Raw genomic sequence first — 12,894 nt, 5'->3', positions numbered from 1 at the left:
CCGCCGGCAGAACATTATCTGCCGGCGGTTGTTCGTTTCAGGCCCCTTCCTGCCACACAGCGTCTGTTTTTTTCTCAGCCGGTCTGCGGGTCATATGGAAAATGATATGAAGACCTATAGCTGTAAGGCTTCCAGCTACTATGCCGTTGCTTGTTAAAATTTGAATACTGTTAGGCAGCTGGGCGAATAGTTCCGGTGCTACAGTTACACCAAGCCCCATGCCGATGGAACAGGCAACAATCATAGAATTCTCAGGAGAAGCGGCGGCTTCCCTGCTTAACATTTTGATCCCCTGGGCAATCACCATGCCAAACATAGCAAGCATCGCTCCACCTAGAACAGGAGTGGGGATGATTGTTGTTAAGGCTGCGGCCTTAGGAAGCAGGCCGAGTCCAAGCAGCATGCCACCCATAATGAAGATGACTTTTTTTGATTTCACACCAGTCATGTTCATAAGACCGACATTTTGAGAAAAGGCGGTGTAAGGAAAAGCATTGAAAAAGCCGCCGAGCAGAATGGCGATACCTTCTGCCCGATACCCATTTCTCAAGTCTTTTTCCTTCACTTCCTGATCAGTCAGGTCACCGACAGCAAAATAAACGCCCGTCGATTCAACAAGGGATACCATAGCGACAAGGATCATCGTCAAAATGGCTGACCAGTGAAACGTAGGGATGCCGAAATATAGGGGTTCGATCATGTGAAAGAAGGAAGCCTCCGTAACAGCTGCTGTATCTACCCGGCCGAAGAAGAAGGCGGTCAGTGTACCGGCAGTAATTCCCATAAGAATGGAGATGGACTGGAAAAATCCACGAGTAAACCGGTATAAAAGGATAATGCCACCCAGTGTACCGAAAGCCAGAGACAAGTTGAATAGCGAGCCGAAGTCTTCTGCCCCTTGTCCGCCGCCCATATTCTGTACGGCAACCGGGATCAAAGTAATTCCTATGATGGTAACGACAGACCCTGTTACAACCGGAGGGAAAAAACGGACAAGCTTACTGAAAAAGCGGCTGATCACCAGGACGAACAGGCCGGATACAAGAATTGCGCCGTAAATGGCTGTCACTCCGTATTCGCTTCCGATAGCAATCATCGGACCGACGGCTGTAAAGGTACAGCCGAGCACAACAGGCAGTCCTATACCGAAATATTTGTTCTTCACAACCTGCAGAATGGTTGCCGCTCCACACATGAAAATATCTACGGCAACTAAATACGTCAGTTGTGTAGAACTTAACCCGAGGGCACTGCCGACAATTAATGGAACGAGAATGGCTCCAGCGTACATCGCAAGAAGATGCTGGATGGCTAAAGTGATTTGTTTCACTGTGCTCCCACCTTTTCAACAAATTGGACACGTCCGTTTTCCAATGAAGCAACGCGGGCTAAGGCTTCCACTCGGACCCCTCTGTTCTTTAATATTCCGCCGCCATCCTGAAAGGATTTTTCGATAAGAATACCGATTCCTTCCAGAGTAGCTCCTGCTTGTTCAACAATATGCAGGAGACCGAGGGCCGCTTGTCCATTTGCCAGGAAATCATCAAGGATCAAGACGTGATCGTCTCTGTTTATGAATTCGTGAGAGACGGCAATTTCACTCGCCTGTTCTTTTGTAAAGGAGTAGACTTCAGAGGTGTACAACTGATCGTTCAGCGTCAATGATCTGCGCTTTCTGGCAAAAACAACAGGAACCTGTAAGTGAAGGCCTGTCATTTGAGCAGGAGCGATTCCGGACGATTCAAGCGTCAATATTTTTGTAATGCCTGCTTCTGAGAATCGGTCGGCGAATTCACGTCCAATGCTGTCCATTAATAAAGGATCGATTTGATGATTGATGAAGGCATCCACTTTTAAAACAGATGCGGAGAGTACACGTCCTTCTTCTCTGATTTTTCTTTCCAACAATTCCATAGGATTCCCACCTTGATGATGAATTACATTGGATGTTTCATAAAAAAATGCGTATCGTCCACCTCTCAAAGTTATGAGAAGCCGGACGATACGCACAGCTGGCATCGTAAGGAGAAGAATCCAGAAAGGATTCTTCATCTGTCAGGCTTTTCATAGTCGGTTCATTTACGGCAAACCGGTAGAAACTTGCAGGCCTTATCCCTGCTATTATATGAAAATATCCGAATGTTATTGGTATTGTAACATATAAAGGTTCGATATCAAGAGCCTGTTGACAGATAAGCGAAGAAGATATGGAATTTTAAAAAGAAATCATCAGGCTACTGCGCCCGCTTCTTCATTCGGGACGGCTTGGATTCTGCTTTTTTCAGTTCTTTGATTTCTCGGTTGGCCTCTTTGAAGAAGGACCCTCCCATAAGTAAAATGACGACAGAGAATGGGAGAGCAGCTATGATCAGGACGTTCTGCAATCCCTGTGTTCCACCAAAATAAACGATGGTGGCGGCCATACCTGTCAGAGCCAGTCCCCACAAAATTTTGACTGTACCATCTGGATTCAATGACCCTTTGGTGGAAAGCATTCCTAATACGAACGTAGCGGAGTCCGCAGAGGTGATAAAGAAAATCGCAATTACGAAAATCGTAATGAAGGACATGAGTGTGCCAAGCGGATAGTAATCCAGTGTCGCAAACGTTGCGGTTTCAATCGGGAACTCTGAAATGGCTTCAATGCCCCGCTGCTGCAGATCAATAGCGGCCGTTCCAAAGACAGCAAAGAAGACGAAGCAGACGAGAGATGGAACCACCAGCACACCGGTCATGAACTCCTTGATTGTTCTTCCGCGGGAAATCCTTGCAATGAAAATCCCGACGAAAGGTGACCAGGAAATCCACCACGCCCAGTAAAAAATGGTCCACGAGTTGATCCACGATCGGCTTTCCTCATTAAGAGGAGCAATGCGGAGACTCATATCAAAAAAGTTGGTTACGTAGTTTCCAAGAGACTGTGTAAACATATTCAATGTCAGTATGGAAGGTCCTACGATAAACAAAAGAATCATTAAACCAAATCCGAGAAAAAGGTTCGTATTGCTTAAATATTTGATTCCCTTGCTGATGCCCGACCACGCAGAGGCGATAAAGAGCACCATGGAAACGACGAGTATAATAAACTGGGTGGTAAAGTTAGTGGAAACGTTGAATAAGTATCCCAGTCCTTCGTTGATCTGAGCGGAACCAAACCCAAGTGTCGCGGCTACACCAACGACGGTGGCGACGACGGCAAGCACATCAATCAGCCTGCCCGGCAGGCCGCTCATCGCCTTTTTGCCGAACAACGGGATTAAAGTGGCGCTGATCAACCCGGGGTAGCCTTTGTGGAATTTAAAGTAGGCAAGTACAAGAGCGACGAGTGCATAAATCGCCCAGGCGTGGATGCCCCAGTGGAAAAAGGAGTACTGCATGGCATCCTTAATCGCCTGCTCGCTTCCCTCAGGAGCTATAGGACTGCTTTTGAACGCGTGGGAAGCAGGTTCTGCTGTCGTCCAAAAGACGACGCCCATCCCCATACCGGCGCTGAAAAGCATGGCAAACCATGTAGGCAGGGAGAATTCAGGTTTCTCGTCCTTTTTACCAAGCTTCAGGTTTTTGAACCTGGAGAATACTAAGTAAATACAGAAAATCAGCATCGCTAAAACGATAATCAGGTAGTACCATCCAAACGTGTTTGAAATATCAGCCGTAATTTCGGAAGTGACGGTCTGAAGCTGATCAGGGCTGATCGATCCCCAGACCACGAACAAGGCACAGATGGTTAACCCATACCAAAAAACAGGAGTTACATTCTTCATTTCTTCACCTCATATGTAATAATAAAAAGCAGGGGTTGATTCTTCTTCTTACCCTTAAAGTCTACATTTAAATCCTGTTTTTGTTAAATTTGTTACAAGATGTAGAAATATGTAGAGGAGGAAGCCGTATGGAGCCGCAAATCGTTCAGCTTGGAAATATGCATCTTATAGGAGAAAGCAGGAGCATGACCTTGACTGAAGATAAGACTGTAGAGTTGTGGAAAAGCTTCAAACCTAAGGTGAAAATGATTCAAGAGCGGAAGGACGAGTGCTTTTATAACCTATCCATTTATCCGGAAGGATTTGACCTGAACACGTTCACCTATGATGCCCGCTTCACCCGGTGGGCGGCAGTTCACGCCCAATCTAATGAAGAACTTCCGGAAGGTATGGAGAGCTTTACTATACATGGAGGGCTGTACGCTGTTTTTATTCATAAAGGACCGGCGCACACCTTTGCAGGCACCCTTGGTACTATTTTTAATGAGTGGCTTCCGAACTCTCCGTATGAAGTGGATGTGCGCCCCCACTTCGAGAGGTTGGGGCCGGATTACAGGGTGGATGATCTAAATGCTGAAGAGGAAGTGTGGGTTCCGATTAAATAAAAAAGGTCAATGCCGGCTGCGGCATTGACCTTTTTTTATACTTTTTCTAATTCATGGTCATCGGTAAGAACTTCGGATTTATCCGGGTAGCAGTTCTCGATGTGCTGTTCCCCCCATGCACAGAGCATATCCAGAGCGGGCTTTAAGGACCAGCCGTAGTCCGTTAGTTTGTAAACAACTTTCGGTGGAACCTGGTTGAAAACCATCCGGTCCAGCACCCCGTCCTGCTCGAGCTCCCTTAGCTGCTGGGTAAGCATTTTCTGGGTAATCCCCGGCATGAGACGCTTCAATTCACTCGTTCGTAATTCGCTCTTTATTAAATGACATAAAATAACGACTTTCCACTTCCCACCGATGACTTCAAGGGCTGCCTCAACGGGGATGTTGTATTTTTTCATTATGGTCCACTCCTTCATGGTTCACGTTCCTTATGAATGGAAGACACGTCTTTGATTCTTTTCAACGCTTTAAAAATTTATCATATCTCTATGGAATATTCCATCGTTATGACTTCCTTTGTCGGTGTCCATAAAAGTGGAACGATATGGTCTCGGTTTAACCCTCTGGCGGCACAAATGTTACTAAAAAGTACCTACGTGACTTTAAAGTACGTACTTTCTAAAAAGTTTCATTCGTAGCATAATCATTTTTGTCCCCGTGGGATGGGCCCGCGTTAAAGAGGCCCGGGCCCGTTTAGCTGCCCGATGGATATGCCATTTATGTTCCCCGGGCGTGCATGACATTCAATAGAGAAATCCGGAAATGGTCAAAGGCGCCTTTGCTTTTCCGGACTCACAAAAAGAAAGAGGAGGACTTCTTCATGAGTTCATACGCAGAAACGATTGATCAACCTAAATCAAAAGGAGGCACTCCTGCCCTGATTGCTTTAGCCATTAGTGCCTTCGGAATTGGAACGACGGAATTTGTGCCTGTAGGTTTATTATCATCCATCGCCGGTGATTTATCGATATCCATTACGCTGGCGGGGCTTTTGATTTCCGGCTATGCCCTCGGGGTAGCTGTCGGTGCGCCTGTATTAACGGCTCTTACGAGTAAAATGAGCCGTAAATCGCTTTTATTGTCGTTGATGGTGTTGTTTATTATCGGGAACTCGGTAGCTGGCCTGTCGACAAGTTTCGGCCTGCTTCTCGTCGCGCGCTTCATTACCGCTTTCTCTCATGGCATCTTTTTTTCCATCGGTTCCACGATAGCCGCAGATCTTGTACCTGAACATAAACGGGCCAGTGCCATCGCCTTTATGTTTACAGGATTGACGGTTGCTACGGTCACGGGCGTTCCGCTGGGGACGTTCATTGGACAGGCTTTCGGCTGGAGAGCCACCTTCTGGGGAGTTGCTCTGCTTGGTGTGGTCGGTATGATCGCCAGTTCCATTTTAGTTCCAAGTAACTTGAAAGAAGCGGCGCCTGCTAAATTCAGTGAACAATTGAAAATCCTGAAAAATGGAAAACTCATGCTGGCTTTCCTGATTACAGCCCTTGGATATGGAGGGACCTTTGTCGCCTTCACTTATCTGACTCCTTTACTTGAAGATGTAACAGGATTCAGTTCCAAGTGGGTCAGCATCATCCTGCTGGTGTATGGGGTGGCTGTAGCAATCGGTAACGTTGTAGGTGGGAAAGCTTCTAACAAAAACCCGCTCCGGGCGTTATTCTGGATGTTTGTGTTTCAAGCCGTCATCCTGTTTGGGTTGACGTTTGCTGCTCCTTTCAAGGTTGCGGGGCTTATCGCTATCTTCCTAATGGGGCTGTTTGCCTTTATGAACGTTCCCGGTCTTCAAGTGCTCGTCGTTAACCTGGCTGAAAAATACGTCCCATCCGCAGTCAATGTCGCATCTGCTTTGAACATTGCCGCCTTTAATGTCGGAATTGCCATCGGTTCTTTTGTCGGCGGAATCATCGTAGACGGTATCGGTCTTATTCATACCCCTTGGATTGGTGCCATCATGGTTGTCGGGGCTGTATTGTTAACAGGTTTATTGAGAAAAGTAGAACAGTAACAATGTTTGGGTTCTCTTTCTTTCGGTAATGAGTTTCGAGCAGATGAAAACAGCAAACAATGAAGAGGAGGAAAATATCATGAAAACCAATATGAAAACATTGAATAACGGTTTGGAAATGCCGGAAATCGGCTATGGAGTCTTCCGCGTCGACGAAGGGGAAGCTCTTGAGGAAGGTGTTATTACAGCCATTAAGGAAGGCTACCGAAGCATCGATACTGCTGCCATTTATGGGAATGAACGCAGTGTAGGAAATGGAATTAAGAAAGCCGTAGACGAGGGGCTTGTAAAACGCGGGGATCTTTTCGTGACTTCCAAAGTGTGGAATGACGGCCTCGATTATGAAGGGACCATCAATGCCTACGAAGAAAGTTTAGAGAAACTGGGTCTGGACTATCTGGACCTTTACTTGATTCACTGGCCGGGGAATAAGAAATATGAACAGCCGTGGAAAGCTATGGAATCCCTTTATAAAGAAGGGCGCGTAAAATCGATTGGCGTTAGTAACTTCCAAGTCCACCATTTGGATGATCTGTTGTCCTATGCTGAGGTCAAGCCTGTTATCAACCAGGTGGAGTTTCATCCTAAACTGACCCAGCAGGAGGTTCGTGAATACGGGGAAAAACACGACATTCAAGTCGAGGCATGGTCTCCATTAATGAATGCGGATCTATTGGATCACCCGGTTATCCAGCAGTTGGCGCAGCGTCATGATCAATCACCGGCTCAGATTATTCTGCGCTGGGATATCCAGCATGATGTCGTAACCATACCGAAATCCATGACGCCTTCCCGAATAAAAGATAATATCAACATCTACAATTTTGAATTAACGGATGAAGAGATGAAAGAACTGGACGCACTCAATGAGAATGCCCGCAGCGGCCCACATCCGGATGAATTCGATTTTTAATGAAACAGTGAAAGGACAGGGGAATCCCTGTCCTTTTGCTGTTTTTACAATTGTTTATTGTACTTTGGATCTGATGATTTCCTTCCCGCTCCATCGATATAGTAGGTTTCCTTTAACCGGTGGGCGTCCTCAGACTGAGTTTCCCGCTTCATGCGTTTCCTTCTTTTTCGATCGAAATAGATCGACACACCAATAACGACAGCCAGAATACCGAGCAGCAGCCACAGCATAATCATCCTCCTCGGGTTTTATGACTTATATTCTCCTATTCCCGGTTTTTAGATGGCCTAGTGCTGTCTGACAGGAAACAGGGCATCCGGCCCATTATTTGTAAAAAAACGCAGGGGAATGTCATCATTTTGATATAGGAGCTATATCTATTGGACGGAATGTCTTTGCTTTTGGTAGGCAGCCGCTATTTCTGCTCCTAAGGCCGCATTGGATTTGATTAACGCGATGTTCGCCTGTACACTTTTTCCTTGTGTCGCCTTGTGGATATAATCAAGCAGGAAGGGGGTAACGTCCTTCTGCGTAATATTTCGCTTACCGGCTTCATGTAAAGCTTCCTCGACCATTTGGTTCATGTAGGATTCTTCCAGTGCGCTGTGTTCAGGAATAGGATTGGCAATGACCAGGCCACCGTCAAGGCCGAGCGACCATTTGGTGTCGATGACAGCTGCGATTTCATCCGGATGATTGACTTGATAGTTGGAGGAAAAGGCGCTCGATCTTGTGAAAAAGGCAGGAAGCAGATTTGTTTGATAGCTGAGTACAGGAACTCCTTTTGTCTCCAGGTATTCCAGTGTCAGGCCGAGATCGAGAATGGATTTCGCGCCGGCACATATGACAGCGACGTTTGTTTGAGCCAGTTCCTCAAGGTCCGCTGAAATATCCATCGTGGACTCGGCGCCGCGATGGACACCGCCGATGCCGCCTGTTACAAACACCGAGATACCAGCAAGACCGGCGCAGAACATCGTCCCTGCCACGGTCGTTGCACCTGTTTTTCCTAAAGCAGCAAGGTACGCAATATCTTTGCGGGACGCTTTGATCACTTCTTTTTCAGAGGCAAGTCTCTTTAATTCTTCTTTTGTGAGTCCCACTTTGATTTTTCCATCCATAATGGCGGTTGTGGCCGGTACAGCGCCATGCTCCCGTATGATGGAAGCCACGTCCTCCGCCGTTTGTAAATTATGAGGAAACGGCATGCCGTGTGAGATGATGGTCGATTCAAGAGCGACTACGGGGAGGTTTTCTGCCAGAGCGTAAGCCACTTCTTCGGAGATGTCTACATAAGGGTTCATACAAATTCCTCCACATCCTGGGTCAGCAGGGACGGGGTCAAATCCTGCCGGACCGTGTAGGGGGACTGAATGCATTTTACTGCATTCATCATCCCCGTTTTTATAATTTCCTGAAGTTCCATGCCTTCCATCCATCCGTATAAAACACCGGCACAGAAAGCATCTCCCGCACCAGTCACATCGCTGACATCCCCTGTTGAAAAAGAGGGGAAGTGATGGATACCTCCTTCCTTCTCCCCAACGACGACGCCGTCCTTTCCGGAGGTAATGGTCACTTTGTCGATGCCCATCTCCAGCCATAAACCTGCGGCAAGGTACCATTTTTCTTTGGAGTCAATGGACATATCGAATTGAGCTTCGGTTTCTTCAATATTGGTCATCAGCCACGTAAGTCCGTGCAGATCTTTGGGCAGGCGCTTCATCTTAGGGGCAGAGACGGTAACGAACGCAAGGGGGACCGAGAAACTGCGGCTCATCCTAAGCAGGAGTTCCAACGTCTCTTTTGGACAGTTGAGGTCAGCAACCATACATTCCGACTGCCTCATCTTTATTTCACTTTTCATAACAAGGGGAGGAACAATCGCCTCGAAAACCTCCATATCCGCGAGCGCAGTAAGCAATTCCCCCTGAGGATTCATCAATGCTGTGTATGTACCTGTGGTGGCGTGAGGGAGATGAAGAGTACCTTCCAGATTCATAAAGGGGCGGGAGGCTTTTTCGATCATGTCCCAGTCAGCGTCCATGCCGGCTGCTGTAATAAGCGAAGGGTGAAAGCCCAGCCTTCCAAGGTTTTCGGCGATGTTTCTCGCCACACCTCCAGCACTGGAACGGGAATAGACAGGGTTGGATGTGTACATTTGAAGCGGTTCATGGGTGTGGAGTTTCCGGTCGACATTGGCGCCTCCGATGCAGAGGATCTGTCTGGATTTGTTCAACACATAGGCACGACCGAGAAGGACATTTTTCTGAACGAGACCGGAAATAATATTAGCTACTGTGGAACGGGAGAGTTGAAGAGCTTCTGAGAGGGTCTGCTGGGATATATAAGGGTTTTTGACAATCTGCTGGTACACCTGACGCTCACGTGTGGTCAACTTTTCCATTAATCATAATTCCCCCTTCATAAACAAATGTTTGAATAGTCAAACATTTGTTTGCTCTATTATAAGAACGCTTTCATGGAAAAGTCAATAAAATTCGAAGAGAATGGTGACAGGAAATCGTTTGTCCCGTTATAGTAGAAGAGATTACTCAGAGGAGGAATGGGATGCTTGTAAAACAAATTCATCATGCTGCAATAATTTGTTCAGATTATGAAATTTCGAAACATTTCTATGTACATATTCTCGGTTTACCGGTAATAGCTGAAAACTATCGGGAGGAAAGGGCATCTTATAAACTCGATCTTCAAGCAGGTGAAAATCAAATCGAATTGTTTTCTTTTCCATCACCACCAGAACGGCCGGATGATCCGGAAGCAAGAGGTCTCAGACATCTCGCTTTTGCCGTAGAGGACGTGGAACGCTCCAAACAAGAGCTGGAGGAAAAAGGGGTGGTTGTAGAAGAGGTGAGGATTGATCCGTATACCGGAAGAAGATTTACTTTTTTCAAGGACCCTGATCAGCTGCCCCTGGAACTGTATGAAACAGGCGAAGAAGGAGCGGAGAGGTAACGCTTTGGAAACCTCTGTTGTTTTATCATTTATCGGGATTTCCCTTTTGTTGACACTGAGTCCGGGACCGGACATCCTTTTTGTGCTGGCTCAAAGTATTGTCCAGCAGGCCAAGGCGGGGATTGTTACGGCCCTTGGGCTGTGCACTGGGCTGGTGATCCACGTGTCAGCAGCTGCCCTTGGAGTATCAGCGGTCATCTATCAATCAGCGGCGGCGTTTGAAATCGTGAAATATGCAGGGGCCGCTTACCTGCTTTTTCTCGCTTTTCAATCCTTCCGGGGTGGAGCACCAGCGAATGGAGCAGCGCAGGGGAATTCGGAAAAATACCAAAAGCTTTACAGGAAAGGGATCCTTATGAACCTTCTCAATCTGAAGGTATCGTTATTCTTCCTTGCCCTTCTTCCACCTTTCGCCGATCCGTCCCGCGGGAGTGTTTCTCTACAGATGCTTTTACTCGGATTGATTTTTATCACCCAGGCTTTTCTTGTATTCTTCCTGGTCTCCGTGTTAGCAGAAAAAATTCAACAGCACGTGCTTCACCGGATTTCGACAGGAAAGCTCCAAAAAGCCCAGGGCCTCATCTTCAGTTTCATCGCCATGCAGATTATGATCAGTGGAAAATAATCCCTCTTTATGGAGGGGGTTTTTTGGCTGTAAAAAAAGCCTGTGCTAACCAGTTAGAGTTGTCCATTTGTCGTGGGAAGGGTCACTTTCCGCTTATTGGTGAATGAATGCCGCGGGCACGCCCTCCGCTGACTTGGTCAGGAAGGCCGCCTGCCCAAGTGGAGCGTTCGGTTCTGTTCCCGCAGGCATCACCACCGAACGCTCCTCGTGCCGGGTTAGAATAAATAGGAGAGTAAACAGGTTCGCAGATTCAAAAGAACGCTATGGGCTGCGCTGATGACGGCTGCCTGCCGGAATATAGCAAAGACTGTCCTCCATCCAGCAAGGGGCTTTCGCTCCTGGCGGTAAGAAAAAAAGCTTGTAAAGAAACAGGGGTTTCTCTACAAGGTGAAATCCCCCTCATTAAGGAGGGGGATTTCTATTTATGAGGATATCTGCTTGATTGGTGCGCCTGATTCAGCAGCGGCCTTCCTGATGTGAGCGGCGATCGTATCCCATGCCTCTGTGGCTGCTTCTGTGGGACCAAGATGCGTGAACAGGTGGTAACAGTCTTCAAATAGGCGGTGATGGACAGGGACACCTGCTTTTTTCAGCTTTTTCGCGTATCTCTCCGCTTCAGGCTTGAAGGCATCATATTCCGCTGTGATCATGACAGTTTCGGCTGCACCGCTGACATTCTCTGCGTAAACAGGCGATGCGTAGGGATGGACGTCCTGTCCTTGTTCAGGGACATAGCAGAGGTTCAGAAAATGGGCGAACTGAGGGTATTTGGAACGCCATTTATCTGGTTCTGGTTTTTCAGAAAACGGGGTAGCAAAATCAAGCATGGCACACGATAAAACCTGGAGGAGGGGCTGAGGCTCCTCTTGATCCTTCAAGTATAAACACAAAGCAGCAGCGATGTTGGCACCTGAGCTCTGCCCTCCGACCATCCACTTGTCAGGGTCGATGTTCAGACCTTCGGGATTGCTTTTCACCCAGGCCAATACTTCATAGAGCTGGATGATTGGAGCAGGGAAGGGATGTTCCGGCGCTTTGCCGTATTCTACATTGATGACCACACAACCTGTCCTGTTAGCCAGGTACCGGCAGTACGGGTCATCCATTTCTTTGTTATACATAATGAAGGCCCCGCCGTGGAGGTTTATATAAACCGGTGGTTTATTATAGGTAGAGTGAAGCGGTTCGTAATAGGTGACCGCTACTGGAGCAATCGAAGTGTCGACTAAAACATCGACCCGCTTCTTTACTTTCTGTTTTTGAATGGTAGACGTGCGTGCTGCTTTATTAGGAAGCATACGCAGGAGACGAGCAATCCACTGGATAAACATAAAAGACCTCTCTTTTTTTAGGGTAGTGTTCCCTTAGATATCCTACATTAATCAAACCGGCTGAGGTGAATACACCTTTGGAAAAAGGGGAAAACGAAGCCCGAGAAGCACCAGCTGATAAGGATTTGATTATTATGTATATGGAAAAGGAGAAAAGAAGGTGAATCGATGGTCTTCAATGCAGTTATATGGCTGTTCATCCATTTAGCTGTCAGCGGCATCACAGCTATGGCACCTGCTTCCTTTATCCGGTTCCTGCATCCATTATTAAGGACGAAGAGCTGGGAAGGTCGTGGGCGTATTTACCGGTCTTTCGGAATTCATAGATGGAAAACAATGCTTCCGGAAGCGAGGAAATGGGTGAACAAAGGTAGAGGAAAGACAGCGGCATCGATTAGAAACGTGTATGCATATAGTGAGCTGGAAGAGCAGCTTACCAGATCGGAACTCTCACACTGGATGCAGATTTTCCCTGCGCCCTTGTTTTTTCTATTTAATCCAGCATGGGCGGGGTGGATCATGATTATGTATGCATTGTTGTTTAATCTGCCCTTCATCATGATTCAGCGCTACAACCGGGCAAGAGTCAGCCGTCTTTCGGACAGGTTGCTCCATGCATTTCCGCAAAAGTAGAAAAGAGTCAGAGTGGAGCACTCTGACCGG

General features: G+C 47.2%; 14 protein-coding genes and 1 riboswitch. Of the genes, 6 read left to right on the top strand and 8 right to left on the bottom strand.

Annotated features, from left to right (window positions below; genetic code table 11):
- Positions 1-37 precede the first annotated feature (37 nt).
- The 3 genes from ACXAGL_RS19455 to ACXAGL_RS19445 all read right to left on the bottom strand — a co-directional run bounded on the left by ACXAGL_RS19455 (position 38) and on the right by ACXAGL_RS19445 (position 3,764).
- Positions 38-1,330: a nucleobase:cation symporter-2 family protein gene (locus ACXAGL_RS19455; protein ID WP_474968890.1), complete on the bottom strand. Its 1,293-nt coding sequence runs from the start codon at positions 1,328-1,330 to the stop codon at positions 38-40.
- Complete coding sequence (locus ACXAGL_RS19450) at positions 1,327-1,914, bottom strand: xanthine phosphoribosyltransferase (RefSeq protein WP_474992263.1); 588 nt, start codon at positions 1,912-1,914, stop codon at positions 1,327-1,329. Before ACXAGL_RS19450 ends, ACXAGL_RS19455 begins: the two co-directional genes overlap by 4 nt.
- 133 nt (positions 1,915-2,047) lie before the next feature.
- A riboswitch (purine riboswitch) is annotated at positions 2,048-2,149 on the bottom strand.
- A gap of 85 nt (positions 2,150-2,234) precedes the next feature.
- Complete coding sequence (locus tag ACXAGL_RS19445; protein ID WP_474992261.1) at positions 2,235-3,764, bottom strand: BCCT family transporter; 1,530 nt, start codon at positions 3,762-3,764, stop codon at positions 2,235-2,237.
- A gap of 128 nt (positions 3,765-3,892) precedes the next feature.
- Between ACXAGL_RS19445 and ACXAGL_RS19440 the strand changes: the two genes are divergently transcribed.
- The gene (locus ACXAGL_RS19440) at positions 3,893-4,369 is read left to right on the top strand and encodes a GyrI-like domain-containing protein (protein WP_474992260.1); all 477 of its coding nucleotides are present in this window, start codon (positions 3,893-3,895) and stop codon (positions 4,367-4,369) included.
- A 35-nt stretch (positions 4,370-4,404) separates the two neighbouring features.
- Here the strand turns inward: ACXAGL_RS19440 and ACXAGL_RS19435 are convergent, their stop codons facing one another.
- Positions 4,405-4,767, bottom strand: a complete 363-nt coding sequence (locus ACXAGL_RS19435; protein WP_474992258.1) for a winged helix-turn-helix transcriptional regulator — start codon at positions 4,765-4,767, stop codon at positions 4,405-4,407.
- 422 nt (positions 4,768-5,189) lie between these two features.
- On the opposite strand from ACXAGL_RS19435, the gene ACXAGL_RS19430 reads away from it, so the two are divergent.
- Entirely contained in the window at positions 5,190-6,386 is a 1,197-nt protein-coding gene (locus ACXAGL_RS19430; RefSeq protein WP_474968885.1) for an MFS transporter, read from the top strand.
- 79 nt (positions 6,387-6,465) lie between these two features.
- Complete coding sequence (locus tag ACXAGL_RS19425; RefSeq protein WP_474992256.1) at positions 6,466-7,299, top strand: aldo/keto reductase; 834 nt, start codon at positions 6,466-6,468, stop codon at positions 7,297-7,299.
- 44 nt (positions 7,300-7,343) lie between these two features.
- Here ACXAGL_RS19425 and ACXAGL_RS19420 read toward each other — a convergent pair whose 3' ends face one another.
- From ACXAGL_RS19420 to ACXAGL_RS19410, 3 genes are all read right to left on the bottom strand, one after another.
- Complete coding sequence (locus tag ACXAGL_RS19420) at positions 7,344-7,529, bottom strand: hypothetical protein (RefSeq protein ID WP_474992254.1); 186 nt, start codon at positions 7,527-7,529, stop codon at positions 7,344-7,346.
- A 147-nt stretch (positions 7,530-7,676) separates the two neighbouring features.
- A complete protein-coding gene (locus ACXAGL_RS19415) occupies positions 7,677-8,603 on the bottom strand; it encodes a pseudouridine-5'-phosphate glycosidase (RefSeq protein WP_474992253.1) in 927 nt (308 codons plus the stop codon).
- Positions 8,600-9,706: a carbohydrate kinase gene (locus ACXAGL_RS19410; RefSeq protein WP_474968881.1), complete on the bottom strand. Its 1,107-nt coding sequence runs from the start codon at positions 9,704-9,706 to the stop codon at positions 8,600-8,602. The genes ACXAGL_RS19415 and ACXAGL_RS19410 overlap by 4 nt, the downstream gene beginning before the upstream one ends.
- Positions 9,707-9,870: 164 nt before the next feature.
- On the opposite strand from ACXAGL_RS19410, the gene gloA2 reads away from it, so the two are divergent.
- The gene (gene gloA2, locus ACXAGL_RS19405; protein ID WP_474992251.1) at positions 9,871-10,275 is read left to right on the top strand and encodes an SMU1112c/YaeR family gloxylase I-like metalloprotein; all 405 of its coding nucleotides are present in this window, start codon (positions 9,871-9,873) and stop codon (positions 10,273-10,275) included.
- A gap of 4 nt (positions 10,276-10,279) precedes the next feature.
- Positions 10,280-10,900 carry a LysE family translocator gene (locus tag ACXAGL_RS19400; protein WP_474992249.1) on the top strand — a complete coding sequence of 207 codons (621 nt, stop codon included), beginning with the start codon at positions 10,280-10,282 and terminating at the stop codon, positions 10,898-10,900.
- 422 nt (positions 10,901-11,322) lie between these two features.
- Here the strand turns inward: ACXAGL_RS19400 and ACXAGL_RS19395 are convergent, their stop codons facing one another.
- Positions 11,323-12,231 carry an alpha/beta hydrolase gene (locus ACXAGL_RS19395; RefSeq protein ID WP_474968879.1) on the bottom strand — a complete coding sequence of 303 codons (909 nt, stop codon included), beginning with the start codon at positions 12,229-12,231 and terminating at the stop codon, positions 11,323-11,325.
- A gap of 168 nt (positions 12,232-12,399) precedes the next feature.
- Here ACXAGL_RS19395 and ACXAGL_RS19390 point away from each other — a divergent pair, with 168 nt between their 5' ends.
- Positions 12,400-12,864 (top strand): glycosyl-4,4'-diaponeurosporenoate acyltransferase CrtO family protein, encoded by a 465-nt coding sequence (locus tag ACXAGL_RS19390; RefSeq protein ID WP_160836011.1) that lies wholly within the window; start codon positions 12,400-12,402, stop codon positions 12,862-12,864.
- Positions 12,865-12,894: the final 30 nt, after the last annotated feature.

The organism is Halobacillus sp. ABA4_118 (assembly GCF_056160205.1).
Note: the sequence above shows the minus strand (reverse complement) of the source record. Positions and strands in the feature narration are given on the sequence as shown.

Excerpts from the sequence above, each read along its gene's own strand:
- ACXAGL_RS19445 (WP_474992261.1), bottom strand. The coding sequence starts at position 3,764 with ATGAAGAATGTAACTCCTGTTTTTTGGTATGGGTTAACCATCTGTGCC.
- ACXAGL_RS19420 (WP_474992254.1), bottom strand. The coding sequence starts at position 7,529 with ATGCTGTGGCTGCTGCTCGGTATTCTGGCTGTCGTTATTGGTGTGTCG.
- ACXAGL_RS19415 (WP_474992253.1), bottom strand. The coding sequence starts at position 8,603 with ATGAACCCTTATGTAGACATCTCCGAAGAAGTGGCTTACGCTCTGGCA.
- ACXAGL_RS19410 (WP_474968881.1), bottom strand. The coding sequence starts at position 9,706 with ATGGAAAAGTTGACCACACGTGAGCGTCAGGTGTACCAGCAGATTGTC.
- gloA2 (WP_474992251.1), top strand. The coding sequence starts at position 9,871 with ATGCTTGTAAAACAAATTCATCATGCTGCAATAATTTGTTCAGATTAT.
- ACXAGL_RS19390 (WP_160836011.1), top strand. The coding sequence starts at position 12,400 with ATGGTCTTCAATGCAGTTATATGGCTGTTCATCCATTTAGCTGTCAGC.
- ACXAGL_RS19425 (WP_474992256.1), top strand. The coding sequence starts at position 6,466 with ATGAAAACCAATATGAAAACATTGAATAACGGTTTGGAAATGCCGGAA.
- ACXAGL_RS19430 (WP_474968885.1), top strand. The coding sequence starts at position 5,190 with ATGAGTTCATACGCAGAAACGATTGATCAACCTAAATCAAAAGGAGGC.
- ACXAGL_RS19435 (WP_474992258.1), bottom strand. The coding sequence starts at position 4,767 with ATGAAAAAATACAACATCCCCGTTGAGGCAGCCCTTGAAGTCATCGGT.
- ACXAGL_RS19395 (WP_474968879.1), bottom strand. The coding sequence starts at position 12,231 with ATGTTTATCCAGTGGATTGCTCGTCTCCTGCGTATGCTTCCTAATAAA.
- ACXAGL_RS19450 (WP_474992263.1), bottom strand. The coding sequence starts at position 1,914 with ATGGAATTGTTGGAAAGAAAAATCAGAGAAGAAGGACGTGTACTCTCC.
- ACXAGL_RS19440 (WP_474992260.1), top strand. The coding sequence starts at position 3,893 with ATGGAGCCGCAAATCGTTCAGCTTGGAAATATGCATCTTATAGGAGAA.